27 protein-coding genes are annotated in these 24,911 nt (G+C 49.7%); all 27 read right to left on the reverse strand.

Going from position 1 to position 24,911, the window contains the following annotated elements:
- Window positions 1-3 precede the first annotated feature (3 nt).
- The 27 genes from fliQ to dprA all read right to left on the reverse strand — a co-directional run bounded on the left by fliQ (window position 4) and on the right by dprA (window position 24,854).
- Window positions 4-273: a flagellar biosynthesis protein FliQ gene (fliQ, locus tag BUB68_RS01825; RefSeq protein ID WP_073088098.1), complete on the reverse strand. Its 270-nt coding sequence runs from the start codon at window positions 271-273 to the stop codon at window positions 4-6.
- 33 nt (window positions 274-306) lie between these two features.
- The gene (gene fliP / locus BUB68_RS01830) at window positions 307-1,041 is read right to left on the reverse strand and encodes a flagellar type III secretion system pore protein FliP (protein WP_143188050.1); all 735 of its coding nucleotides are present in this window, start codon (window positions 1,039-1,041) and stop codon (window positions 307-309) included.
- Window positions 1,042-1,106: 65 nt separating this feature from the next.
- A complete protein-coding gene (gene fliO / locus BUB68_RS01835; RefSeq protein ID WP_073088100.1) occupies window positions 1,107-1,631 on the reverse strand; it encodes a flagellar biosynthetic protein FliO in 525 nt (174 codons plus the stop codon).
- Window positions 1,631-1,993: a response regulator gene (locus BUB68_RS01840; protein ID WP_014423701.1), complete on the reverse strand. Its 363-nt coding sequence runs from the start codon at window positions 1,991-1,993 to the stop codon at window positions 1,631-1,633. The genes fliO and BUB68_RS01840 overlap by 1 nt, the downstream gene beginning before the upstream one ends.
- 109 nt (window positions 1,994-2,102) lie before the next feature.
- The gene (gene fliY / locus BUB68_RS01845) at window positions 2,103-3,365 is read right to left on the reverse strand and encodes a flagellar motor switch phosphatase FliY (RefSeq protein ID WP_073088137.1); all 1,263 of its coding nucleotides are present in this window, start codon (window positions 3,363-3,365) and stop codon (window positions 2,103-2,105) included.
- Complete coding sequence (gene fliM / locus BUB68_RS01850; RefSeq protein WP_073088101.1) at window positions 3,358-4,362, reverse strand: flagellar motor switch protein FliM; 1,005 nt, start codon at window positions 4,360-4,362, stop codon at window positions 3,358-3,360. Before fliM ends, fliY begins: the two co-directional genes overlap by 8 nt.
- 35 nt (window positions 4,363-4,397) lie before the next feature.
- Window positions 4,398-4,910, reverse strand: coding sequence for a flagellar basal body-associated FliL family protein (locus tag BUB68_RS01855; RefSeq protein ID WP_073088102.1), 513 nt, complete (start codon window positions 4,908-4,910; stop codon window positions 4,398-4,400).
- Window positions 4,911-4,972: 62 nt separating this feature from the next.
- On the reverse strand, window positions 4,973-5,173 hold the full coding sequence (locus BUB68_RS01860; RefSeq protein ID WP_073088103.1) for a flagellar FlbD family protein: 201 nt from the start codon (window positions 5,171-5,173) through the stop codon (window positions 4,973-4,975).
- Between the two features lie 125 nt (window positions 5,174-5,298).
- A complete protein-coding gene (locus tag BUB68_RS01865) occupies window positions 5,299-6,657 on the reverse strand; it encodes an MATE family efflux transporter (RefSeq protein ID WP_073088104.1) in 1,359 nt (452 codons plus the stop codon).
- Window positions 6,657-7,856, reverse strand: a complete 1,200-nt coding sequence (locus BUB68_RS01870) for a YecA family protein (RefSeq protein ID WP_073088105.1) — start codon at window positions 7,854-7,856, stop codon at window positions 6,657-6,659. The genes BUB68_RS01865 and BUB68_RS01870 overlap by 1 nt, the downstream gene beginning before the upstream one ends.
- Before the next feature lie 36 nt (window positions 7,857-7,892).
- Window positions 7,893-9,068: an N-acetylmuramoyl-L-alanine amidase gene (locus BUB68_RS01875; protein WP_073088106.1), complete on the reverse strand. Its 1,176-nt coding sequence runs from the start codon at window positions 9,066-9,068 to the stop codon at window positions 7,893-7,895.
- 171 nt (window positions 9,069-9,239) lie between these two features.
- Window positions 9,240-9,881 carry a MotE family protein gene (locus BUB68_RS01880; RefSeq protein ID WP_073088107.1) on the reverse strand — a complete coding sequence of 214 codons (642 nt, stop codon included), beginning with the start codon at window positions 9,879-9,881 and terminating at the stop codon, window positions 9,240-9,242.
- Between the two features lie 17 nt (window positions 9,882-9,898).
- Window positions 9,899-10,522 carry a lytic transglycosylase domain-containing protein gene (locus BUB68_RS01885; RefSeq protein WP_073088108.1) on the reverse strand — a complete coding sequence of 208 codons (624 nt, stop codon included), beginning with the start codon at window positions 10,520-10,522 and terminating at the stop codon, window positions 9,899-9,901.
- A complete protein-coding gene (gene fliJ / locus BUB68_RS01890; RefSeq protein WP_073088109.1) occupies window positions 10,519-10,986 on the reverse strand; it encodes a flagellar export protein FliJ in 468 nt (155 codons plus the stop codon). Before fliJ ends, BUB68_RS01885 begins: the two co-directional genes overlap by 4 nt.
- 6 nt (window positions 10,987-10,992) lie before the next feature.
- Window positions 10,993-12,333, reverse strand: a complete 1,341-nt coding sequence (gene fliI, locus BUB68_RS01895; RefSeq protein WP_073088110.1) for a flagellar protein export ATPase FliI — start codon at window positions 12,331-12,333, stop codon at window positions 10,993-10,995.
- A gap of 21 nt (window positions 12,334-12,354) precedes the next feature.
- A complete protein-coding gene (locus tag BUB68_RS01900; RefSeq protein WP_073088111.1) occupies window positions 12,355-13,146 on the reverse strand; it encodes a FliH/SctL family protein in 792 nt (263 codons plus the stop codon).
- Window positions 13,139-14,170, reverse strand: coding sequence for a flagellar motor switch protein FliG (gene fliG / locus BUB68_RS01905; protein ID WP_143188047.1), 1,032 nt, complete (start codon window positions 14,168-14,170; stop codon window positions 13,139-13,141). The genes BUB68_RS01900 and fliG overlap by 8 nt, the downstream gene beginning before the upstream one ends.
- A gap of 3 nt (window positions 14,171-14,173) precedes the next feature.
- On the reverse strand, window positions 14,174-15,763 hold the full coding sequence (gene fliF / locus BUB68_RS01910; RefSeq protein ID WP_073088112.1) for a flagellar basal-body MS-ring/collar protein FliF: 1,590 nt from the start codon (window positions 15,761-15,763) through the stop codon (window positions 14,174-14,176).
- A 41-nt stretch (window positions 15,764-15,804) separates the two neighbouring features.
- Window positions 15,805-16,107 (reverse strand): flagellar hook-basal body complex protein FliE, encoded by a 303-nt coding sequence (fliE, locus tag BUB68_RS01915; RefSeq protein WP_073088113.1) that lies wholly within the window; start codon window positions 16,105-16,107, stop codon window positions 15,805-15,807.
- Window positions 16,108-16,135: 28 nt separating this feature from the next.
- Complete coding sequence (flgC, locus tag BUB68_RS01920) at window positions 16,136-16,585, reverse strand: flagellar basal body rod protein FlgC (RefSeq protein WP_073088114.1); 450 nt, start codon at window positions 16,583-16,585, stop codon at window positions 16,136-16,138.
- 32 nt (window positions 16,586-16,617) lie between these two features.
- A complete protein-coding gene (gene flgB / locus BUB68_RS01925; RefSeq protein ID WP_073088115.1) occupies window positions 16,618-17,040 on the reverse strand; it encodes a flagellar basal body rod protein FlgB in 423 nt (140 codons plus the stop codon).
- A 190-nt stretch (window positions 17,041-17,230) separates the two neighbouring features.
- A complete protein-coding gene (codY, locus tag BUB68_RS01930) occupies window positions 17,231-18,007 on the reverse strand; it encodes a GTP-sensing pleiotropic transcriptional regulator CodY (RefSeq protein WP_014423683.1) in 777 nt (258 codons plus the stop codon).
- Window positions 18,008-18,212: 205 nt separating this feature from the next.
- Window positions 18,213-19,613 (reverse strand): ATP-dependent protease ATPase subunit HslU, encoded by a 1,401-nt coding sequence (hslU, locus tag BUB68_RS01935; protein ID WP_073088116.1) that lies wholly within the window; start codon window positions 19,611-19,613, stop codon window positions 18,213-18,215.
- Entirely contained in the window at window positions 19,613-20,155 is a 543-nt protein-coding gene (gene hslV, locus BUB68_RS01940) for an ATP-dependent protease subunit HslV (protein WP_073088117.1), read from the reverse strand. Before hslV ends, hslU begins: the two co-directional genes overlap by 1 nt.
- A gap of 4 nt (window positions 20,156-20,159) precedes the next feature.
- The gene (gene trmFO / locus BUB68_RS01945; protein ID WP_073088118.1) at window positions 20,160-21,494 is read right to left on the reverse strand and encodes a methylenetetrahydrofolate--tRNA-(uracil(54)-C(5))-methyltransferase (FADH(2)-oxidizing) TrmFO; all 1,335 of its coding nucleotides are present in this window, start codon (window positions 21,492-21,494) and stop codon (window positions 20,160-20,162) included.
- A complete protein-coding gene (gene topA / locus BUB68_RS01950; protein WP_073088119.1) occupies window positions 21,494-23,743 on the reverse strand; it encodes a type I DNA topoisomerase in 2,250 nt (749 codons plus the stop codon). The genes trmFO and topA overlap by 1 nt, the downstream gene beginning before the upstream one ends.
- Window positions 23,744-23,747: 4 nt before the next feature.
- Window positions 23,748-24,854, reverse strand: a complete 1,107-nt coding sequence (gene dprA, locus BUB68_RS01955) for a DNA-processing protein DprA (protein ID WP_073088120.1) — start codon at window positions 24,852-24,854, stop codon at window positions 23,748-23,750.
- Window positions 24,855-24,911 lie beyond the last annotated feature (57 nt).

Genomic DNA, 24,911 nt, shown 5'->3' on the forward strand with positions numbered 1-24,911 from the left:
CCTTTAACCGATATAGCCAGGCAAATTAACCAAAATATTGGTGAGATACTCCGTCATGATCCGAAGCATCCAAGGCCCAAAAATCAGGATTGCCACAAATACAGCGATAATCTTCGGAATAAAGGCCAAGGTCTGTTCCTGGATGGAAGTCGTTGCCTGAAAGACACTGACCATCAAACCGACCACAAGCCCCAAACCCAGCATGGGAGCTGCCACAATCATAACGATAAACAGGGCTTCCTGTCCCAATTGCACAACCAAGTCACCAGACATACGCACCCGCTCCTCTTCCTGCCTTCATCACTGCTACTTGAAGCTGATAATCAACGACTTGATCAGCAAATGCCAGCCATCCACCATCACAAACAACAGTATTTTAAAAGGCAATGATATCATGACCGGTGGCAGCATCATCATACCCATGGACATCAATGTACTGGCCACAATCATATCAATTACAATAAAGGGCACATAGATCATAAAACCAATCTGAAACGCCGTTTTCAACTCACTGATGATAAACGCGGGAATCAATGTAAAGGTAGACACATCTTCCTGGCTTTCCGGCCGTTCATCATCAGCCAAATTGACAAACAGTGCCAAATCTGACTCACGGGTCTGCTTGAACATGAATTCACGTACCGGTGCCACCACATTGTTGATTGCTTCCTCCTGCGTGATCTGACCTGCCATATAAGGCTGGATACCATTTTCATTTGCCTGACTCCAATAGGGAGACATGATATAAAAGGTCAGAAACAATGAAAGCGCAATCACTACCTGATTAGGTGGCGCATTCTGTGTGGACAAAGCATTGCGCAAGAAACCGATAACTACCACGATACGTACAAACGATGTGGTCATAATCAAAATCCCCGGTGCTAAAGACAAAATAGTCAGCAGCGCCATGACCTGCAGGGTTACGGCCACATCCTGAGGCTTGTTCGAGGCCCCTACGTCAAGATTTACCGACGGTATAAGCGGTGCAGCCAAAGCAATGTCCTGCGCCGTAAACAGCACAAGAGCTAACCCAGCCAGCATGATAAAGACATTCCGGCGTTTCAACTGCCCACAACTCCTTCTTCTACAACCCAAACTGGTGATCTTCATTTACGGAACAGCGGAGGCACCTTCTGTACTAATCCGGCCAGCGTGCCAAACTGCTGTGAAAACATATCCGGCATCTTTCCAAAAGCCAGATTTTCACGATGCAGCCTGTCTATTTCATCAGCATCGGTGATTTCTGTCAATAACGTAATAGAATGTTCTGTTACGCCCAACATAAACACCCGACCACTCATTTCAATGACACAAACTGAACGGTTAGGCCCCAAAGGCAAATGTGACAAAATCCTGCCGCCATCTCCCAATCTCTGTTGAGCAAATTTGCCCCCTAGAAACCGGGCAGCAAAATAAGCCAGCCCTACTACAAAGATAAAAATAGCAAAGAGGCTGACCAGATAAGCAATTGTTGACCACCAGGAAATCGACGTTGGCCGCGGATCTGTATTTTCGTACCCGGCCAGATAACCGCCCTTGGCAGCTTCTTCAGCTGCCAAGGTTGGCTCTGCTAGTACAAAAAGTATAAATATCCCCACGAAACACGTCAGAAAAATACTTTTTCTTTCCATCAGCCCACTGCTTTACGGACAGCCTCCAATACGCGATCAGCCTGGAAGGGTTTCACGATAAAGTCCCGGGCACCAGCCTGAATGGCCTCGATAACCATTGCCTGCTGGCCCATTGCACTGCACATAACAATCTTGGCGTTGGGATCGACCTTCTTGATTTCCTTAACAGCACTGATACCATCCATTTCCGGCATCGTGATATCCATGGTAACCAAATCCGGTTTAAGCTCCTGATATTTTTCCAGAGCCTTCATGCCGTTTTCAGCTTCACCTACAACTTCATAGCCGTTCTTGGACAGAATATCTTTAACCATCATTCTCATAAATGCCGCATCATCAACGACCAATACTCTTACTGCCATGTTCCATCTCTCCTCATCTTAAAAACAGTCGACTTGGTTCAATAAATTTATTATATAAGAAAGTCTTGTTTTAGACAAGAGCCTCCCTACGTACTAAGTCTTTATTTGATCACTGCAGCTTTGCAGCCCGTTCAGCCGGGCTGGCAATCTCCGTGATCCGCACGCCAAAGTTCTCATCAATGACCACGACTTCCCCCTTGGCCAGGAACTTGCCGTTGACATTGATATCCACAGGCTCACCAGCAAGCTTATCCAGTTCCACAATAGAACCATTCGTCAGCTCCAATATCTCCTTGATGGATTTATTGGTACGCCCCAACTCTACCGTCACCGACAGCGGGACATCGAGAATCAGCCCAATATTGGCATCATTGACCTGCACGGGCTGCATGTTAAGCGGCGTAAACTGTGCTGGTTGTACAGGAATATTGGATGCCATCCCCTGCATAGGCATGCCATAGCCACCATAACCTCCCGCAGGCGGGGGCATGACTGGCGGTGCCATCTGCTGTGCAGGCGCTGCCATTGGCGGTGGTGCTGCCGCTGCCGCAGGCGCTGGTGCAGGCGCTGCTGCAGGCGGCGGTGGTGGTGCGGCCGCAGGTTCCGGTTCGGGTTCTTCCTGCGAACCATTGGTCAAGGATTCCACCATTTCCTTAGCGACCTCCACCGGCAAGATCTGCATGATCTCACTGTCAATCAAACCATCTACTTCCATACGGAATGACGTACAGACAATGGGTTCCGTCTGCCCCAGGACTTCTGATACCTTATCTTCGCTGCCAAAATCAATAAGATTGACTTTTGGTGGAGAAATATCAATTTTTTTATTGAACATAGTGGACAGAGACGTAGCCACGGTTCCCATCATCTGGTTCATGGACTCGCCCACTGCGCTCATGGCAATTTCATTGATTTCCGTATCAGGATTTGTACCATCCCCACCCATCATGAGGTCGGCGATAATAGCTGCATCCTGTGCCTGGATAGCCAGAACGTTATTGCCATCAATACCGATTGTATATCCTACCTCTACTATCAGGTAAGGCATGGGATACTTTTCCTGGATGATACTCATCGATGAAACCGAGACCGATGGAGTTGTAATGTTAACCTTATGCCCCAACAGCACCGATAACGTTGTCGCGGCACTGCCCATAGAGATATTGCCAATCTCCCCCAGAGCATCCTTTTCAATATCTGTGAGCACATCATCAAATTGAGATGAACTACTGCCAGAACCAGCCACCGCGGCTGGTGCATCAGCTGGTGCTTCGGTTTCTGACGCCGGTGCTGCATCGCTGTCTGCTGTTGGCATGGCACCGCCATTCAGCAGGGCGTCAATCTCCTCTTGCGAGATTTTATCCTCACTCATCAGCATTTTCATCTCCTTCGCTAATTATTTTGGTAATCTGTACTGCCATTTTCTTCCCTGATTTACCTGGGCGGCTGTAAAACTTTGGCTTTTTCCCTACTAAGCATACTAAATTATCATTTACCCGCGTATCCATCTGCAGGACATCACCAAACCCCAAGGTCAAGAACTCATGAATGGTCAGATTCAGTGACCCCAGCTGTACCACAAAGGGTATCTTGGTACGTTCGATTTTCTTCTGCAGGTGTTTGACCTGCTCCGGATTGTCATCCTTTGATACAGAGGATGCCACCCAAAAGGTTGTTGTCAGTTTTGACATAACCGGTTCAAGCACCAGATAGGGGATACAGATGTTCATCATCCCCTCGACATCCCCTACTTTCATCTGGATCGTGATAATGACCACCATGTCACTTGGCGGTACGATCTGGGTAAACTGGGGATTTGATTCTGTGGTTTCCAGCGAGGGGAAAAATTCCACTACATTAAGCCAGGCTTCTTTCAAATGCCCTAAAGCTGTATTGATGAACCGCTGTACCACTACGTCTTCAATCTCTGTGAGCACTCTGGGCTTTATCCCCACCCGGCCTTCACCGCCAAATACGCGGTCAATGAAGGCAAAGGCAATCTCTGTATTGATTTCCATGATGATATTGCCTTTGAGCGGTGGCACAGCCACAATGCTGATAACTGAAGGATTTGCCAGACTCTGGACAAATTCCTGATAGGTCAGCTGCTCAACAGATGCAACCTCTACATTCACCAGCGTGCGCAGATGCGTGGACAAATATGTATTGAGTAGTCTCGAAAAACTCTCATGAAGCATGAAGAGCGTTCGTATCTGATCCTTAGAAAACTTGTCCGGACGCTTGAAGTCGTATGTCTTGATTTTCTTTTGTTCTTCGTCTGCTTTGACTTCTTCTGCCGATACGGTTCCGTCTGACAGTGCAGAAAGCAGTTTATCTATCTCAGATTGAGATAGTACATCATCTGCCAATCTACGCCCTCCTCCCTGCTAGAATGCGAACCTTTTTACTGAAGCAGGAAGCTCGTTATATACACATCATACACGGAACCAGGCCCCAGTTTGTTATTCAGTTCGTCCTTAATCTTCTTTTTCAGGTCATCCTGCCGGGTTGCATCAAATTCATCCAGCTTGGCACTGCGCAAGATCTGCATGGTAGTATCCAGAATCTTGGTCTCAGCTTCTGGAAGCAATGCCCCTTCTTCAGTCATGTTGTTTTTCTTGCCCGGGTTCATTTCCAGGACAATACCAGCTTTCAGGAACTTGCCAGCCTTCTGGCCGCCAACATTAACCAATATGCCTTCTTTTGCATCTCCCAGCTTGATGAACTTGCCAGGATCATGATGCTCGTTGACCTGCTCGGTAGCAGTTTCGGCCATCATCTTGGTCGTTATGAAGAACGAGATGCCGCCGGCGAGCACCAGACCGATCAGAACCAGAATGACGACCAAAACTATCGGAGACTTTTTCTTCGGTTCTTCGTCTTCCACTTCTTCTGTGTCTTTTTCTTCGTCAGCCATAGGTTTATCCCTCCATAATAGATTGTCATATCATTATACCATCTGATATGGACTTGTCCACATCAAAATTGATGGAGTGCCCGGCGATACTTCATAACCCGACGTACGATTTCATCCATGGGCTCATCCACGATGAACTTCTTGCCATTCGTCAGGGTCACCACTGTATCTGGTGTTTCCTCTATCGTTTCTATTATTTCGGCATTGAGCACGAATTCTCCTTTTTTATTTATTTGCGAATTAAACTTTGTCAGCTTAATCATAGCATCCCACTCCTTACCTTAAACAATCTCATCTACGACATTTCTTCTTATTCTTTCTATTTTCGGCAAGGTTCGGCATTTTCCCTTTTAAAATTTGAAGTTTTTCTGGCAAAATTTTCAAAAATCTACTGTTTAACAGTGAAACGAAATTTCTTCTGCACCTGACGCAACCTGATCTCCAGACAGATTGCCCCGATGATGACTCCGGCAATCAGCCCCAGCCAATAGCCATAAGGGCCAAGCTCTGTGAACCGGGCCAGTCCCCAGCCTACAGGCAGGCCGATGATCCAGAAGGAAAGCACAGCCAGCATGAAGGTCACATGGACATCCTTGAAACCGCGCAAAGCGCCCTGCAAGGGTGCATTGATGCTGTCCGCAAACTGCATGAATACCGCATAGACCAGGAAACCTGCCAGAATCGGCTGCACTTCGCTGCTGGTCGTATAAAAAGCCGCGATCTCCTCACGGAATTGCGTCAACAGCAGGGCAATGCCACCCACACTGAAAAAAGTCAGGTAGCGGCTGAGCCGGATATACTGCTGTGCATCAGTCAAACGCTTGGCCCCTGCTTCAAAGCCCACCAGGATTGTCAGGGTCATACTGACAGCTAAGGGAATCATATAGACAATCGTGGTGAAATTCATAGCTGCCTGATGGGCTGCCACAATCACCGTGCCATAGGCAGTCATAAAGAGCCCCACCGCACCGAAGATGCTCTGCTCACAGAACATGGTCGCACCGATGGGAATCCCCACCCCCAGCTGCTTCTTCCACTCAACCAGATCGATTCCGGGCAAATGACGGAACACATGGTAATCCTTGAACGGCTTCAGCGTGGTGACCACGATGATATTCAATAACAGATTCAGCGTCAGCGTGATTGCCGAGCCAATGCCCGCACCGATACCACCATAAGCCGGCATGCCACAAAGCCCATACATGAAGATATAATTGAGCATGATGTTCGTAGGGACCGTGCACATGGTCACGCACATGGTCAGCCGCGTATAACCATGGGCATCGATGAAATTCCGCAGTACTGAGGAAACGAATATCGGCATGATCCCGATGGAGAGAAACATCAGATAATGGCTCGTAATGTACTCTACCCGAGGTTCCAAATGGAGAAAGGGCAGGATATAAGGCACAGTCAGCCATCCCAGTGCCACGAATCCCGCCCCCAATGCCAGCGCCCAATAAAAGCCCTGCTTGACGATAAAGCCAATCTTATACGCTTTATCTGCACCATAAAGCTGAGAAATGGTTGGCGTCAGGCCGGAAATAATGCCCAGGAAGCTGCCGAAAAAAGGCATGAAGAGATTCACGCCGACTGCTACACCAGCCAGATCCTGCTGACTGATATGCCCAGCCATCACCGTATTAAAAAACCCCGTTGCCATCAGGGACAACTGGGTTATAAAGATGGGCAAAAGCACCACAAAGAATTGCCGTGCTTTTGCCTTGTAACCAAAGGTCTGTTTCATCAGTTCTCATCCTTCGCCAGACAGCAGTTCTTGTATTTCTTGCCGCTGCCACAAGGACAAGGATCATTGCGGCCCACCTTCTGACGATGAACTTCTGCAAAGGGAATCACCTTGCCCATACCACTTTTGGCAAAAAGCTCGCTGGGAGTATGTCCCTTCAACGGCCAGAGATGCGTTTCATTGTTATAGGCGATAAGCAGTGGCACTACAGCCTTCATCTTGCGCTCATCATCCATCATCCCCAGCTGTTCCAGATACTCAGCCGCTTCCTGCAGGTTGCCGCCATTCTGCAGCAGGATGAGGATCTCACCTACGATATCAGCAGCCTTCAACACATCACAGCCATGTTCCCGCATGAAGAACTGTGCCAGATCCTTGTACTCCGTCGTGGCATCGATATGGTTATCCGCTCCGGCTTCCCAAAGCTGGCTATAGGTAAACTTCGCAAAATCCAGATTGCTATGCTTACGCTGCTCATCTTCCAAGGCAGATTCGTCAATCAGGGTATAATACTTCACCCCCTGTGGCAACGCGACCAAAGTGTTGCTCCAGCAAGAGGCATTCAACATCACACCCACAAAGTCCTTGAAGGAAAGATCCTCCCGCTGGTCAGCCTCAAGCTGGCCTGCGACAAGCGTATAGAGCTCCTCATAGTTCATATAACCATAATAGAACAGGCAGCCTGCCGTCAGGCGGGTAATCTCCGTGTTCATGGTTGCCAGCGCTTCAAAATTCGGTGAATCCAGTTTCTTGAACTCGGCCCGGATTTCCTCGGGCATATACCAGACAAGCTGATCGTCTTCCTTGCCGCAAGAAAGGAAGCCTAAGCCCCGCAGATAATCCAGACGCACATCATCATCCCGCAGCTTGGCACTCTTGCCTTTTTCCAGGATGAGATGCTGGAAGCATTCATATTCTTCCAATAAAATGGACGGCAGCCACATACGGGCAAAGTTAATGATTTCCGGTACCAGTTTTTCCGCCAGCTCTGCCTTCTTCAACGAACTGGCACCACTGACATTGAGATTATAGCGGATATCGTCCAGCTCCGCCTTAGTCATAGCCTCCAACATGGACTGCAAGTCATTCCGTGCCGGCATCTTATGGCGATAAAGTGCCTTCTTGCGCTCCTCCATATCTGCTTCCATCATCTGTGCCAGACTTTCTGCCTGGGTCATTTCTGTTTTCTGTGCTTCCATCGGTAACCGTAAAATCCTTTCTTCTTTCTTTAAAACTTATCCAAAATAATCCGCGATGCCATCTACTATACCTTGTGCAGCTTTGCGAATGCCTTCTTCACTATCCAACAGTTTTTCTTCCGTTTCATTGGATATGAACGCCACTTCCACCAACGTAGCCGGCATATCTGTGTGTTTCACCACATAGAAATTACAGCTTTGCGTTCCCCGATTCTGGGTGCCAATCTGGTCGATGATCCCGGAACGTATCTTGTCCGCCAATACACGTGAACGTTTATTGCCCAAAGCATAATAATAACCGGTTGTGCCCTTGGCCGCTTTATTGGTGAAGGAATCCATATGGATTGAAACAAAGATATCAGCCTTTACCTTATTAGCCACATCACAGCGTGCCTGCAGCTCCTCAATATCCGAAGCTGCCGCCCGCTTAGGCGAAACTTCAATATCAGCCTCTCTGGTCATATAGACAGCCGCCCCCTCTTGTATGAGCAAGCGACGCACTTCATTGGCTACTCTCAAGGTAACGCTTTTTTCCATAACCCCCGTAGGCCCAATAGCACCAGAATCACTGCCGCCATGCCCCGGGTCCAAAACGATCTTGCGTCCCTTTAGACCAGTGATCCCTGCCAGCTCTTCATCCACTTCATCCTGCTCTTGGTTCTTTTGTCCGGGATTCTCTGCCTGTGTGTCATTCTGCTCTGACTGCGACGAATCCTTTTCCGGAGAAACAGGCACTGTCTTAGCAGGCAAATCTATCCTGGATCCGCTGGAATCGGTAAGATTTCCAAAATCCATCACAATACGGCCCGGAACAGCACCACTATTCAAGGCAAAAACACGATAGTTATTTTCTCCTACCTTGGTTTCCACCACCACCCGGACAGTCTGAGGATCAAATTGCGCAATCTTCACATTGCCAACAAAAGTATTGTCAATAGCTATCTGTCTATCCAGTTTCGGAGAAACCCAGGCATTCGCGATATCGATAACCAGACGATCCGGAGCTGAAAGCACCATTTTTTTATAAGTCACAGGTTTGCTGGCATCAATGACAATCCGTGTCTTATCCTCATTACTGCTTTCTCGTATCCCCGTTATTTCAGCCATGGAATTAACGCGTTCACTGAAATTTCCTGCCTCTGCTGTCGCAAAAGACAACGGGAATGACAGCATCAGCGTGACAATATATAACCAAAAGAATAGTCTTTTCATGGAAATCCTCCCCCCGCTTAGGCACATATACTTTATTATCTTATTTATCTTTTCAAAATGCAAGGGGCTATGTCCATTTTAATGGCTTTTTAATGACCAACCGCCCGCGACAGCACAAAAACAGCCTCCCTGCTGGGAGGCTATGGGTATCTTTATGCAAATTGCAGCGCCTTATGGCTGCGTTTGTCCTTCTGCATTCTGTTTCTGCGCTTGTTCTTCCAGCATGCGGCGGACATCATCTTCCGTAGTTACCTCTTTCTGATTGCCCGCAAACATAATACGGGTAATCCTGGCTGTCCTGCTCTCATCGAAGGATGTCAGGATCTTGGCCACCACAGCCTCATCCATACGCTGGAAAATAGCTATGCACATATCATCATCCAACTCATTCATGGCTTTGGCAGCCTCTTTGGGTTTCATTTGATTATACAGTCTGGCCAGCTTGGATATACGCTTCTTTTCTTCTGCTTCCCGCTGGCGCATTTGCTTTTCAATATCTTCCTTGGTGATGACGATTTTTTTGTTTTCCTGCTTGTCTGTTTTCTTCTTATCTTTATCAGCTGCCGGCTTGGCGTCCTCTGCCGGCAGTTTTTCCATCTCCTCCTCAGTGGGCGGAGATGGGCGCACAAAATATTCTCCCACCACAGGCAGATCATAAAGCTTCAACTTCTCATTGGCATCCTGTGTATCGATAAGCTGCAGGTAAATACCCAAAGCAAATCCTCCCACAATAAGCACCAACAGCAGGAAGATCACCAACAGCACTTTTATCAACTTACTGCCTTTCTTTTTCTTCTTCTTCTTCACTGCCATCGTACTACCCGCCTTCGTTATCTATAGATATCCAATACTTTGCTGACATAATTTTGTGTTTCTTTATACGGAGGAATACCACCATAAGCCTTCACCGCTCCCGGTCCGGCGTTATACGCAGCCACAGCCTTCTTCAGATCGCCGCCAAAAGTATCCAGCATCTGCCGTAAATACTTGGCTCCGCCTTCAATATTCTGCTGCTTGTCATAGGGATCGACCCCCAGAGAAGCTGCGGTATCCGGCATCAGCTGCATAACACCAATGGCGCCTACAGAGGAAACTGCTTCCTGCCGGCCATTGGATTCTACCTCAGCCACGGCTGCTACCAGCTTGGGATCTACCCGATATTTCTGTGCAGCCGATTCAATGAGCACGCTAAGGTCCTGATCTGCCAAGGGCATATTATCCAATACCTTTTGCGGCTTTCCCAGTTTCTGAACGTCCGGCTGCAGCTCTGCTTTGGCTGGTTCCGTGGTCTTTTCCGTCGCCCGTTCTGCCGGCTCATTTCCCATCGTCTTTTTTATTTCCTTATCCAACGTTTGGGAGAAATTTGCCCCAGGAATCATTCCGGGCATACCAAACTGCTCCTGCAATTGGGCAATCCGCGCCTGTACCTGACGTACACCGGTCAAATCCATCATGAAACTTCCCCTTCCCTTCTCCGCCGCATGGTAAGCTGCAAGCCAATCTCATCCAGCATTTTTTGTTCTTCCTGCAACGCTTCGGCTTGATATTCCTGCCAGCGCCGTTCCTTAAGCTGCTCAATACTTTTCAAATAACTCATGACTTCCATCAAGGCCTTGAGTTTTTTTTGCTTTTCACTTTTCATCTGCAGGACAATTCCCTGCTGCATCTCGATCTGCTCCCGTTTCCAGGCAAAAAAACTATTGAAAGTCATCAGGCGTCCCACGGTAACCCGGACCCCTTCCTTCGACAAGCCATCATAATCCCTTTGGCCTTTCTGCATTTCCATGATCAATGTATTCAGGCCTTCTCTGGCTTCTTCCAGATTACGGGATGCTGCCGCAAAATCCCGCTCAGCATCATCTTTTTTGCGCCGAGTGACTCTGAGCAGGGTTTCCAGTTGAAATTTGAATTTCTTCATAAGCTATCACCCGGAAATATGCATCAGTTTTTTCTCCGTGTCTTCATAGGTGTCCACTTCAAAAATCCCCTGACAAAGGAATTCATTGATAGCATCGATTTTCTGGATAGACTCGTCAATTTTTGCACTGGACCCCTTCACATAGGCCCCGATATGGATCAGATCTTCCGCATCCCGGTAGACAGCCATCAGCTGCCGCATCTGCTGAGCCGCCTTCAGATGTTCTGGTGATACCACTTCATTCATGACACGGCTGACGCTGGGCATGATGTCAATAGCAGGGAAATGATTCTGTGCCGCTATATTGCGCGACAATACGATGTGCCCATCCAGAATGGAACGTACCGCATCAGCAATGGGTTCATTCATATCATCGCCATCTACCAGCACAGTGTATATCCCTGTAATCGATCCGGTGGCGCTGGTCCCCGCCCGTTCCAACAGTCTGGGCAACATCGCAAAAACCGAAGGAGTATATCCACGGGTTGCCGGTGGTTCACCTATGGTCAACCCGACTTCACGCTGCGCCATGGCAAAACGGGTAACGGAATCCATCATAAGGATCACCTTACGCCCCTGATCCCGGAAATATTCGGCAATGGCTGTAGCCGTCATAGCTCCTTTGATACGGACCAATGCCGGCTGATCGGATGTCGCCACCACCACTACGGAGCGCTTCATGCCTTCCTCACCCAAATCTCGCTCGATAAAGTCCCGAACCTCACGGCCACGTTCCCCTACCAGCGCAATGACACTGATATCCGCTTCGGTATTGCGGGCAATCATGGACAGCAAAGTGGATTTTCCCACCCCGGACCCTGCCATGATACCAATGCGCTGTCCTTCCCCCATGGTTATAAGACCATCAATGGCCCGCACACCGACATAGAGGCTGTCATGGATACGGGGCCTTGAAAGGGGATGGGGCGGATCTGCATTCAGCCCATATTCCGTCTTGCAGAGCAGTGGCCCCTTGCCATCAATAGGATTGCCTAACCCATCCAAAACACGTCCCAGCAGTTCATCTCCTACTCGGACATTAAGCATCTTCTGGGCAGCCGTAACTTCGCAGCCGGGGCCTATCCCCCTCATCTCACCGACAGGCATCAGCATGACATAGCCTTCCCGAAAACCTACCACCTCAGCAGGAATAGCTGGAACTTCCGGATTCTGCGAACTTATGTAGCAAAGTTCCCCTACTCCCACGGTCGGTCCCTGGGATTCAATAACCAGGCCAATGACTTGTGTCACCTTGCCAGTAAGCTTGACCGTTGGACACTCCTGAATAGCATCCGTGAATTTCGTAATATTCAATTGGAATGGCTGGCTATCCCGAACATATTCCATAACCTCATCCTCAGCTGCCAGTTATAACATCACATTTTTTACAGCTTTGCGCACCAGCTCGATCTGCGTAGCCAGCCGGGCATCCACCGTCCCATTGGGCGTTTCTATCAGACAATCCCCCGGCTTCATGCTTTGATCCGAAATCAGATCGATCTCCGCATCGCCATAAGTCAACAGACCACGAAATTCATTGCGGGCCATAAGCACCAAATCATAGTCTGACGGTGCAACATGGATCTTCAATTCTTTCTGGTCCTTGACTTTGATAATCGCTTCCCTCACTAATGGCAGGACTATCTGCGGAACATCGATAAAATGCTGTGGCAGTATTTTTTCCACTACTGCCATAGCAATCTTCACCACATCATTCTCAGCCTGCTGCACATAGTCACGAGTAGCCGCCTTTGCATCCTGCAGGGTTTTCTGTGCCTGAGCACTGCCTTCGGCTATGATTTCTGCCATTTCCTCACGTACTTTGGCCTCTCCATCTTTATAACCTTCCTCATAGCCTTCTTTTCTGCCAATCTGAGCGGCTTCTTCTTTTTTCGCTTCGATCTGCTCCCGAGCTTCTGACAGCATGCGGTCGCATTCTTCCCTGGCTTCCTGTTTTAATATCTCAGCTTCTACTTTGGCTTCCTTCAACATCTGGATAGCACGCTGCTCTTTGGCAGCAATCTCTGCCAGCATACGGGCACGAGCCTCTTCGTCCAAGCCACCAGCATCCGCCGCATCTGCCTCGGGCTTAGGCGGCTCGGGGGTATGGATAAGATGAGGATTCTCCTCCCATATCGCGGCTTTAATAACTCTAGACAATCATCTCGTCTCCCTGTCCACGCGAAATTACGATATCGCCCTTGTCTTCCAGTACGCGGATGACGTTGACGACCTTCTGCTGTGCTTCCTCTACGTCGCGGATCTTCACCGGCCCCATGAATTCAATTTCCTCACGCAACATATCGGCAGCACGCTTCGACATGTTGCGGTATACCTTGTCCGCCACTTCCGAAGGCGTGGCCTTGAGAGCCAGCGACAGATCCTTGGTATCCACCTCTCGCAGGACCATCTGCAAAGAACGGTCGTCCAGCTGGACAATATCTTCGAATACAAACATGAGGCGCTTGATTTCTTCGGCCAGTTCCGGATTGTCCACTTCCAAAGTCTCGATAATGGATTTTTCCGTTGTACGATCCACCCGGTTGAGCACTTCCACAATAGCCTTGACACCACCAGCAGTAGTGAAATCCTGCGTAACCAGCGAAGAAAGCTTCCGCTCCAGCACACGCTCTACCTCTCTGACAATATCCGGTGATGTCCGGTCCATCTGTGCGATACGCCTTGCTACATCGGCTTGCGCCTCAGGCGGCAAGGAACCGATGATGGTAGCCGCCTGATCCGGATCCAGATAAGCTGTGATAAGCGCAATAGTCTGTGGATGCTCGTTGTTGATGAAATTCATCAGCTGAGAAGGATCGGTCTTGCGCAGGAAATCGAATGGACGGACCTGCAGGCTGGTCGTAAGACGATTGAGAATCTCCATCGCCTTCTCTGCGCCCAAAGCCTTTTCCAGTACATTCTGCGCATATTCCAAACCACCCGTAGAAATATAGTCGCTGGCCATAGCCATCTGATAAAATTCAGATACAACCTTGGCCTTCAGTTCAGAGCTGACCTTCTTATGATTAGCGATTTCCAATGTGATCCGCTCAATCTCATCATCCGCCAGATGCTGGAAAAGCTTAGCTGAATACTCAGGACCCAAGGCAATGAATAAAATAGCCACTTTCTCCGTATTGGTGATTTCCTCTTCGCTATCGCCATACATATCTTCAAATGCCATTTGTCATTCCTCCGCCAGCCAAGTTTTAACAAGCATAGCCACTTCGGCAGGCCGCTGGTCGATCAACTGCTGCAAAGCCTGTTTTTCGGACAGATGCTGCTGCTCCTCTTCGGAGAGCTCTTCCGGTTCAATAGCACCAGCGGCAATAAGCGCTGCTCTCTCTTCTTCTTCTTTCTTCCTCTTTGCTTCCTCTTCCAGACGAATCCTCTCCTGTTCCGCGGCAATAGCTTCCAATTTCTTCTTGCGGCGATAGTAGAGGTAACCGCCAATAGCTGCCAGTACCAACAGGATGGCACCGATCGTGCCGTAGAAGATCATATCTTCCCGGTCTTTAGCTGCCTTTTCTTCAGCAGCCCGCCGGTCACGCAATTCTGTGCTGAATGGCAAAGGTTCAACCGATACAGTGTCCCCTCTGTCTGCGTTGATTCCCGCAGCGCTGCTGACCGTACGCATAATGCTGTCCTGTTGCTGGGGCGTCACCGTGTCATCCACCAGCACGGCTACAGTAAGCCGGCGGATGGATCCCGGTGCAGCTACAGTCTTGGATTTTTCTTCATTTATCTCATAATTTTTCGTAGATTCTTTCTTTTCGTATTCCGCATTGGCATTGCCATTCTGTGCCACATAGCCAGGTACATTGGATTGCACGCCGGCCGGGCCGCCAGGCTGGGTAGATGTGCCATTATAAGCCTCACTTATATCCTGCTGGCTGCGGATAATACCAGAATCATCCACCACCGGCGTAAAGGTCTGCTTGTCCGTAGTGCGATCATCAAAATCCAGCTCGACGCTGACCCGGGCAAAGGCCTTGCCCTCCCCCATCGAGTCATCCAGCATGGATTGAATATTCTTCTGGATGTTATCCTGGACTTTTTTCGTCATTTCCAGCTGGGTCATGGTCTTCGCACTGACGTTCTGTTCCTCATTTTCATCCGGGTCATTGAGGATCTTGCCCGTAGCATCCACAATCGTGATATTTTCCGGTTTCAGGCTCTGCACACTATTGGCAGCCAGATTGACGATTCCCTTGATTTCCTTCTTGGAAAGCTCCATATTCGGTCTCAGGTGAAGCATGATTGATGCCGTAGCCGGTTTTTCGTTCTTCTTATACAGGCTGTCCTCAGGCAGGACAATATGCACCCTCGCTTTTTCCACAGCAGCGATCTGCTCAATAGTCCGAGTCAATTCTCCCTGTAGTGCCTGCAGGTAATTCACCTTGTTCTGGAATTCGGTAACGCCAAGCTTGCTGTCATCAAATATCTCAAACCCCTTATTGCCCCGTGGCAATCCCTGGGTAGATAAATCCAACCGTGCATTGTGCACATCCCGTGACGGAACCATGATTGTCGTGCCTTGCCTTGTTTCCTGTACTTCGTATTCAATTTTAGCTTCTTTCAATTTTGCAGCTACTTCACCGGCATCTTTAGTTTCCATGTTGGTAAACAGAGGAACCATATCCGGCTTATTGCCATACCACGCACTTACACCAATTATGGCAATGAGAATAGCCAAAGCGGAGCCCAGCATTATATAGCGCTGGCGCTTACTGAATCTCTCCAGCAGCTCCTTATACCGCTCTTTCCAATCTCCCATGATCTCAATCCCTTCACGTAGAAATTACACTATAGCCGCCATTATACCTGCATGCGCATGATTTCCTGATAAGCCGACACCGCCTTATTCCGAAGCTGAAGGGTCAATTGCAAGGCGATATTGGCTTTCTGTGCAGCAATAACCACCTGCGAAACATCTTCGATACGTCCAGCTGCCAACAAGGCATTTTGCCGTTCTGACTCCAGCTGCAAAGAATTCGTTTTCTTCAAAGCGTTTGTCAGGTACTTACCAAAATTCTCCACTTCCTTGGGTTCCTGTGTTTCCCCCAAATGACTAGTAGCGTGCATAGACACAGGTGTCATTTGCAATGCCTCTATTTCCATAATTTCTCCCTCTCAAAAACAACAACTCTTATTTGTTGCCCATTTCCAAAGCTTTGGTCACCATGGCCTTAGCAGCATTTATCGTGGTAGTATTTGCCTCATATGCTCTTGAGGCCGTTATCATGTCCACCATTTCTGCCACTACATTGATATTCGGTCTTTCCACATAACCATCCGCGTTAGCATCCGGATGTCCCGGATCATACACCAACGGTCCCTGCGTATTATCGCTTTCAATGCGGATAGCCCTTACACCATCGCCTGCTTCCAGTTTATTTGCCGCTTTTTTCAAAAAACTCTGAAACGGGCCGTTATCCTTGACCCTTGGCTCAAAGACCACATAGCGCCGGTGATAAGCGCCACCCTCGTCGGTACGGGTTGTATTGGCATTAGCGATGTTATTGGAGATAACATCCATCCGCAAACGTTCGGCGGTAAGCCCTGATGCCGCCGCATCAATCCCTAGAAACATGCCCATGATATTTTCCTTTTGCACTTTCTATCACCAGATCAAGACTGTCCACTGGTGATAACATTCCTCAATTCTGACATATAGCCGCCCAACTGGGTAGTCATAGCATTATAATACATATGATTCTTGGCCAGGCCTGCCATCTCGATATCAATATCCACGTTGTTGTCATCTACGCGCATCGTGGTCGTATTGTCCTCTTCAATCACTGCATGAACCTTGCCATGCATAGGGATTGGCAGATGACGGTCATGCGTACGGACGATAGCCACCTTCATGGGCTCATCATCCAGATGCAATTCCTTCGCTAAAAGTTCCTCAAAGTTCACGCCGCTGCGTTTGAAATGCGGTGTGTTTACATTCGCTATATTGTTACTGATGACTTCCTGACGTAAATTAGCGGCTTCCAAGCCCCGTGAAAGATAATCAAAGTTAGAGGAATTCATTATCTGTTCAAGCATGCCGGAATCACATCCTTTCTTCCTGCCTCTGCCAAAACGATTCTTTATAGTTGCCTTTTGTTTATTTTCTACATAAGGTCTCTAACTCCTTCCCACTTTATCATTTTTTTCTTGTTTAAACAATAGACAAACATGCTAAAATAAAAAAAATAGGACCAGTGCATTTGCACCGGTCTCAAACAAAGCCATATCAGATTTTTAATTTCTGTACTTCTTCCAGCAGATACTCGTTGAGTACCTTGATATACGTGCCCTTCATGCCCAGGGACTTGGAGGAGATCACGCCAGCAGACTCAAATTTACGCAGAGCGTTGACAATCACAGAACGGGTGATCTTTACCTTGTCCGCAATCTTGGATGCTACCAGCAGCCCTTCCGTATCCGGCAGAGCCTCGAGGATGGCCTTGGCAGCACGGCTCTCGGAGAAGGAGAGGGTGTTCAAAGCAATCTGTACGGTAGCCTTCTTGCGGGCTTCGATCTCGATCTTTTCGGCATGGTCGCGAAGCATTTCCATGCCCACAACCGTAGCACCGTATTCACAGAGCAGCAGATCTTCATCGCTGAACTCTTCATCATATTTCGCTACAACCAAAGTACCAATGCGCTCACCTACACCATAGATGGGGACAATCGTGGTGTTCTTGCCATTGAACAGGCATTTCGTATTTTCTTCATAAGCGCACATGCCAGTCTTGGAATGCAGGTTGGCATTGGTTTCGTCCATGCGCATCAGCCAGTTTACATAGGTCTTTGGGAATTCCCCCTGGTTGATGACCTTATCCACCATGAGATCACATTCAAAATCATCGACAAAAGCATAGCCGAAGATCTTGCCCTTCTTGTTGGTGATATAAACGTTAGCATTGAGTACGTTGCTCAAAACCCGGGAAATCCCATCATATTCCACATTTTCGGAACGCTGCAGGAGCCGGTTGATTTTTCTGGTTTTTTCTAATAATGATGCCATGTAGCTTTCTCCTTTACAAAATATTTTGACAGTCCGTTCCACCAAGAATCGGACATCACATACACATCCATCATTATTTTATCACATTTTTCAAAATAATCATAGATGCAGAATAATATTTTTAATTAAATTTTCATATTATTTGTGACCAAAGGAAAGAAATCTGTCTGGCGACTCCTTTCCTTTGTGTCAAAATCAGCTTATATCAGAGAATAAACTGCGAAAGATCCCGATTCACGACAATATCCGCCAACTGCTTATCCACATAAGCCGCATCGATAACGACTTTTTTCTCTTCCAGCTCCGGAGCGGTGAAACTCACCTCTTCCAGCAGCTTTTCCAGCAGGGTATGCAGGCGGCGGGCACCGATATCCTCTGCCTGCTCGTTGACATCGCAGGCCAGCTGTGCCAGTCTGGCAATGGCTTCATCCTTGAATTCCAGCTCCACGCCCTCGGTTTCCAGCATTGCCTGATACTGTTTGATCAGGGCATTCTGCGGCTCTGTGAGGATTTTCTGGAAGTCTTCCTTGCGCAGGGATTTAAGCTCCACGCGAATCGGGAAGCGGCCCTGCAGTTCCGGTATCAGATCCGAAGGTTTTGCCATATGGAACGCACCGGCTGCAATGAAGAGCACATGGTCGGTTTTCAGCGGGCCATACTTGGTCATGACCGTAGAACCTTCCACGATGGGCAGGATATCCCGCTGCACGCCCTCACGGCTCACATCCGCACCAGAGCTGTTGCCCTTCACTGCCACCTTGTCGATTTCATCCAGGAACACGATACCGCTGTATTCGGCGACCTTTACGGCTTCATCAGCCACAGCTTCCATATCGATAAGCTTTTCTGCTTCTTCCTGAATAAAGATCTTGCGGGCCTGCTCCACCGTAACCTTGCGCTTACGATGACGTTTGGGCATCAGATTGCCGATCATGTCCTGGATATTGTCGCCCATGCTCTCAAGGCTGGAACCGGCGAACATTCCTACCATAGGCTTGCCGCTGTCTTCCACATCAATCTCGATGGTCTCCTGTTCCAGCTCACCCTTCTGCAGACGCTTGCGCACCCATTCACGGCCAGCCTGATACTTGGGCTCTGCCGGTTCTTCCTTTTCCTCAGCTTCATCATCACCGCCGCCAAAAAGACGTCCCAATGGATTGGTATTTTTCTTCGGCTCTGGGACAAACACATCAAGGATGCGCTCTTCGGCCATTTCCTTGGCCTTATCCTGCACGGATTCAATGCGCTGCTGGCGCACCATACGCACCGAAGTCTCCGCCAGATCGCGGATGATGGATTCCACATCCCGGCCCACATAGCCAACTTCCGTGAATTTAGTGGCCTCGACCTTGATGAACGGAGCCTTGACCAGCTTAGCCAGGCGGCGAGCAATTTCCGTCTTGCCGACACCGGTGGAACCAATCATCAGGATATTCTTGGGGACCACATCTTCCTGCATCTCCTTGGAGAGCTTGCGGCTGCGCCAGCGGTTGCGCAAGGCGATAGCCACAGACTTCTTTGCTTCATCCTGCCCTACGATATATTTATTGAGTTCCTCCACAATCTGGCGTGGAGTCTGTTCGTTTGTGCCAAAAAGTTCTTCCATCAGTCTAACTCCTCAACCTTGATATTATGATTGGTGAATACGCAGATATCCGCCGCAATGGACAGGGCTTCCTTAGCGATCTCACCAGCACTCATCTCCGTATGTCTCGCCATGGCCCGGCCGGCAGACAGGGCATAGAACCCGCCAGACCCGATAGCCGCCACATCCCCATCCGGTTCAATGACTTCGCCGTTACCAGAAAGCATCAGCATGGTGTCCTTATCAGCCACCAGCAGCAGGGCTTCCAGCTTGCGCAAAATCTTATCCGTACGCCATTCCTTGGCCAGTTCTACCGCTGCCCGCTGCAGATTGCCGTTGTAAGTCTCCAGCTTTGCCTCGAACTTCTCAAACAGGGTAAAAGCATCCGCCACAGAACCAGCAAACCCTGCCAATACCTGATTGTGATACAGGCGGCGCACCTTACGGGCATTGGCCTTCATGATGGTATGCTCGCCAAAAGTCACCTGACCGTCACCGGCGATAGCCGTCTTGCCATTCTTGCGCACAGCGCAGATTGTTGTTGCATGAAATTGTGTTTCCATGATATCAGCCTCCAATAGCCGGCTTGAAGGCATCGATAGCTGCCAAAGCCCGCTCAGCTAGTTTCATTTTCTTCGCTTTTTTATCCTTGATGATCTTGCCGTTCTCATTGCGCATCACAATGGTAGGCAAAATACCAAAGTTCACATTCATGGGCTGGAAATGCTTGGCCTCACTGGTCGTGATATAGTGAGCCAGCGCACCATGACAGGTTTCCTCGGGGAATACCAACGGTTCCTTCCCGGCTGCCATACGTGCCGCATTGACACCAGCCACCAGGCCCGATGCTGCCGATTCCACATAGCCCTCTACACCGGTCATCTGTCCCGCAAAGAACAGGTTGTCGATGCCCTTGAACTGGAACGTGGGCCGCATATGGATAGGCGAATTCAGGAAAGTATTGCGGTGCATGACACCATAGCGCAGGAACTCCGCATTCTCCAGCCCCGGAATCATGCCAAAGACACGGCGCTGTTCCGGCCATTTGAGGTGCGTCTGAAAGCCCACGATATTATAGAGCGTCGCAGAGGCATTATCCTGTCGCAGCTGCACCACAGCATAGGGACGCACACCGGTTTCCGGGTGCTCCAGTCCCACGGGTTTCAGCGGTCCAAACAACAGGGTATCTTCCCCGCGGCTGGCCATGACCTCCACCGGCATGCAACCTTCGAAGAACTTCTCCTTTTCAAAATCCTTGGTCGGCGCCTTCTCGGCATTGACCAATTCCGTCCAAAAGGCCTGATATTCTTCCTTGGTCATGGGGCAATTGATATAGGCAGCCTCGCCCTTACCATAACGGGAAGCCCGATAAGCCTTGCTCATATCCACGGATTCGAGGCTTACGATAGGCGCTGCTGCATCATAGAAATACAGGGAATCATTGCCCGTAAGCTTGGCGATTTCCTCAGCCAGTTTCCCTTCCGTCAGCGGGCCGCTGGCCACGATGGTGATGGCATCGTCCCGCATGGGAATTTCTTCAATTTCCTCGTGGATGACCGTGATATTCGGATGATTGCTCACTTTATCCGTGATATACTGGCTGAAACCATGACGGTCAACAGCCAGTGCCCCGCCGGCCGGCACCTTCGTGGCATCGGCAGCTTCCATGATGATGGAATCCAGGCGGCGCATTTCCTCTTTGAGTACCCCTACGGCATTTTCCATGCCCGCGCCCCGCAGGGAGTTACTGCACACCAGTTCAGCAAACTCCGCGGTCTTATGGGCAGGCGTGGATTTCACCGGCCGCATCTCATAGAGCGTGACTTTCGCGCCCATATTGGCAGCCTGCCAGGCTGCTTCAGCACCGGAAAGGCCGGCGCCAATGATGATGATATCTTTCATTACTTCTTTTTACCTTTTTTTATCTTGCTTTCTTTATCAGCAGCTTCAGCTTCTACCGCTGCTTCAGCTTCTTTTGCCTTCTTGGCCTCAGCCCGCTGGCGCATCTTCTCCAGTTCCTTGTTGATCGGATGATCGATGCGCGTCTCGCAAGCGTCGTTGCTGCAATAGGTCAGCCCGCGGCCATTCTTATAATGATGCTTGAGCATGAACGCGCCACACTGCGGGCATTTTTCCTGCAGCGGCTGATCCCAAGTCGTGTAATCGCATTCCGGATAATTCTTGCAGCCATAGAACTTGCGGCCCCGATGAGACTTGCGTTCCACGATGGCACCGCCACACTTCGGACATTTCACGCCCGTATCCACCAACAGCGGCTTGGTGTTGCGGCATTCGGGGAAGCCAGGGCAGGCCAGGAACTTGCCATAGCGGCCCTGCTTCACGACCATCATGCGGCCGCAAAGCTCACAGGGAACATCGGAAACTTCTTCCGGCAGTTCCACATGGCCAATGGCCTCATCAGCCTTTTCCAGCGTCTCAGCAAAGGGATCATAGAACTCCCGCAAAAGCTGGTTCTTCTCCACTTTGCCCTCGGCAATCTCATCCAATTCGTTTTCCAGCCCCGCAGTGAATTTCACATCAACGATATCCCTGAAGTATTCCTCCAGCATATCCACTACGACAAAGCCTAATTCAGTTGGCTGGAAATGCTTATCGATGCGCTGCACATAGCCCCGGGCCTGGATGGTTTCGATGATTGGCGCATAGGTACTCGGCCGGCCGATTTCCTTTTCTTCCAGCGTCTTGACCAAAGAGGCGTCATTATAACGTGGAGGCGGCTCCGTGAAATGCTGCTGGGGCAGCATCTTGGCGATATTCAGTTCATCGCCCTCGAAGAGATCCGGCAGCAGGACATCTTTTTCCTTCTTGGTGGTTTCCGCCCCGGCATAGACCGCCGTAAAACCGGCAAATTTCAGTTTGGAACCAGAAGCCTTGGCCTGGTAACGCTCGCCGGCCTTGATCTGGATGCTCATGGTATCGTAGATTGCCGGTACCATCTGGCTGGCGGTGAACCGCTGCCAAATCAGTGTATAAAGCTTCAGCTGGTCCTTGTTCAGATGCTTGGCCACACTGTCCGGTGTGAGATTCACATCTGTAGGACGAATGGCTTCATGGGCATCCTGCGCCTTCTTGCCTGTTACATAGACATTGGCCTTGGACGGCAGATAGACTTCACCGAACTCAGCTCCAATGAATTCCCGGACATCATGCAGGGCCACATCCGAAAGACGCGTAGAGTCCGTTCGCATATAAGTGATCAAACCAGTCGCCCCATGTCGTCCCAATTCGATGCCTTCATAAAGCTGCTGCGCCAACATCATAGTCTTGCGGGAAGTAAATCCCAGCTTGCGGGCTGCATCCTGCTGCAGGGAGCTCGTCGTAAAAGGCGCCGCCGGCTTGCGCTTGCGCTCACTCTTCCGCACCGTATCCACCACAAGTTCCTGCTGTTGGAAATCCTCCACCAGCGACATTGCTGCTGTCTCATCATGAATATCCAGCTTTTCCCCATCCACATGGGTGAGTTCAGCATCGAACATAGCTGACTTATCCTTGCGGAGCTTCATGCCCACTGTCCAGTATTCCACGGATTCGAAGGCCTGGATTTCCTTTTCCCGGTCACAGATGAGCTTCACCGTCACCGACTGCACACGGCCGGCTGACAGCCCCTTGCGCACCTTGCGCCAGAGCAACGGAGAAAGCTTGTAGCCCACGATGCGGTCGAGCATGCGGCGAGCCTGCTGGGCATCTACCTGGTCGATATTGATGCCCCGGGGATGTTTCACGGCTTCCTGTATAGCAGGTTTGGTGATTTCATTGAAGACAATGCGGCAATCCTCTTCCGGGTTCAGTCCCAGGATAAAGGCCAGATGCCAGGCAATAGCCTCCCCTTCCCGGTCAGGGTCGCTTGCCAGATAGACTTTATCGGCGTTCTTGGCATCCTTCTTGAGTGCCTTGATGAGATCCCCTTTGCCCCGGATATTGATGTATTTGGGTGCAAAGTCATTTTCCACGTCGATGCCAAACTGGCTCTTGGGCAAATCCCGCAGATGCCCCATGGAGGCCCGCACCATGTATTTCTTCCCCAAATATTTTTCAATGGTCTTCGCCTTGGCTGGTGACTCCACGATTACCAGCGTCTTCTTGACCTTAGCTTTCGGTTTAGCCTTTGTCTTTGCTTTCTCTGCAGCCAAACTTTCACTCCCTCTCAGCACGCCTGAAGCAGTGCAATTCGTTTTCTATGATGATCCCCTTCAGCTCCATTTGCAGAAGCAGATAGGATAAATTTGCGATCTCGCCATCCGGCAGGCTCAGCATGATTTCATCCACCGATAATGGATGCTCATAGGACAATACCTGATAGATGGCCGCTTCCTCTGCCGTCAGTTTCGGACCGGCTTTCTTCACCGGCTGATCTGCTGCCAGGCCGAATTCCACCAAAACATCAGCCGGCTCTGCTGCCAGTTTCGCCCCCTGCCGGATAAGATTATGACAGCCCGCACACCCAGGTGCATAGATGCTGCCAGGTATGGCATATACATCCCTGTCGGCAGACAGTGCCATCTCCGCAGTGATCAACGAACCGGACCGGGAAGCAGCCTCCACCACCAACGTTCCCTCCGCCAGCCCGCTGATGATGCGATTGCGCGCAGGGAAATACGCCGGCAGGGGCCGTGTCCCCGGTTCATATTCCGAAATAACGGCCCCGCCGCTGTCAGCAATATCATAGAGCAACTTGCGGTTTTCGGCAGGATAGGCAATATCCACACCACAGCCCAGCACCGCTACCGTCCGGCCACTCTTCAATGCTCCCAGATGGGAAAAGCTGTCGATTCCCCGGGCTGCGCCGCTGACCACGGTAAGTCCTGCCGCAGCCAGTTTCTCACCGAACTCCAGGGCAATGGCCTGACCATAGGCAGAATAACGGCGCGAACCCACCATGGCCACCCGGCGGGCATCAGGCTCTAATATGCCATTATAATATAAAATGACTGGCGGTGCATAGATTTCCCGCAAAACTTCCGGATAATTTTCTTCCAATATAGATACCGTATGGATCTGTTTTTGCTCACAGGCTTTCCAGATTTCCTCCGGTACCGCCTCATGCTGCCGGCAAAAATCCGCCAATCGCCGTGCCAGGCGCAAAGACATGGTTTTTGTATCAGCCAGAGTCTGCGCATCTGCCTGCCAGATTGCCAGGGGACTTTCCATGACCTCCAGCAGTCGCTGCAAATAACGGCAGCCAATCCCCGGACAACGGAGCATCGCTGCCAGATAGAAATTTGCTTCATTTAATTTCATCATTGAATCGCCACCTGCAGTCTGATATCAATATTATCATTTTTAACATAAAATGACCAT

The sequence above is a fragment of the Pseudoselenomonas ruminantium genome (assembly GCF_900142515.1).
Taxonomy (GTDB): Bacteria; Bacillota; Negativicutes; order Selenomonadales; family Selenomonadaceae; genus Selenomonas_A; species Selenomonas_A ruminantium_D.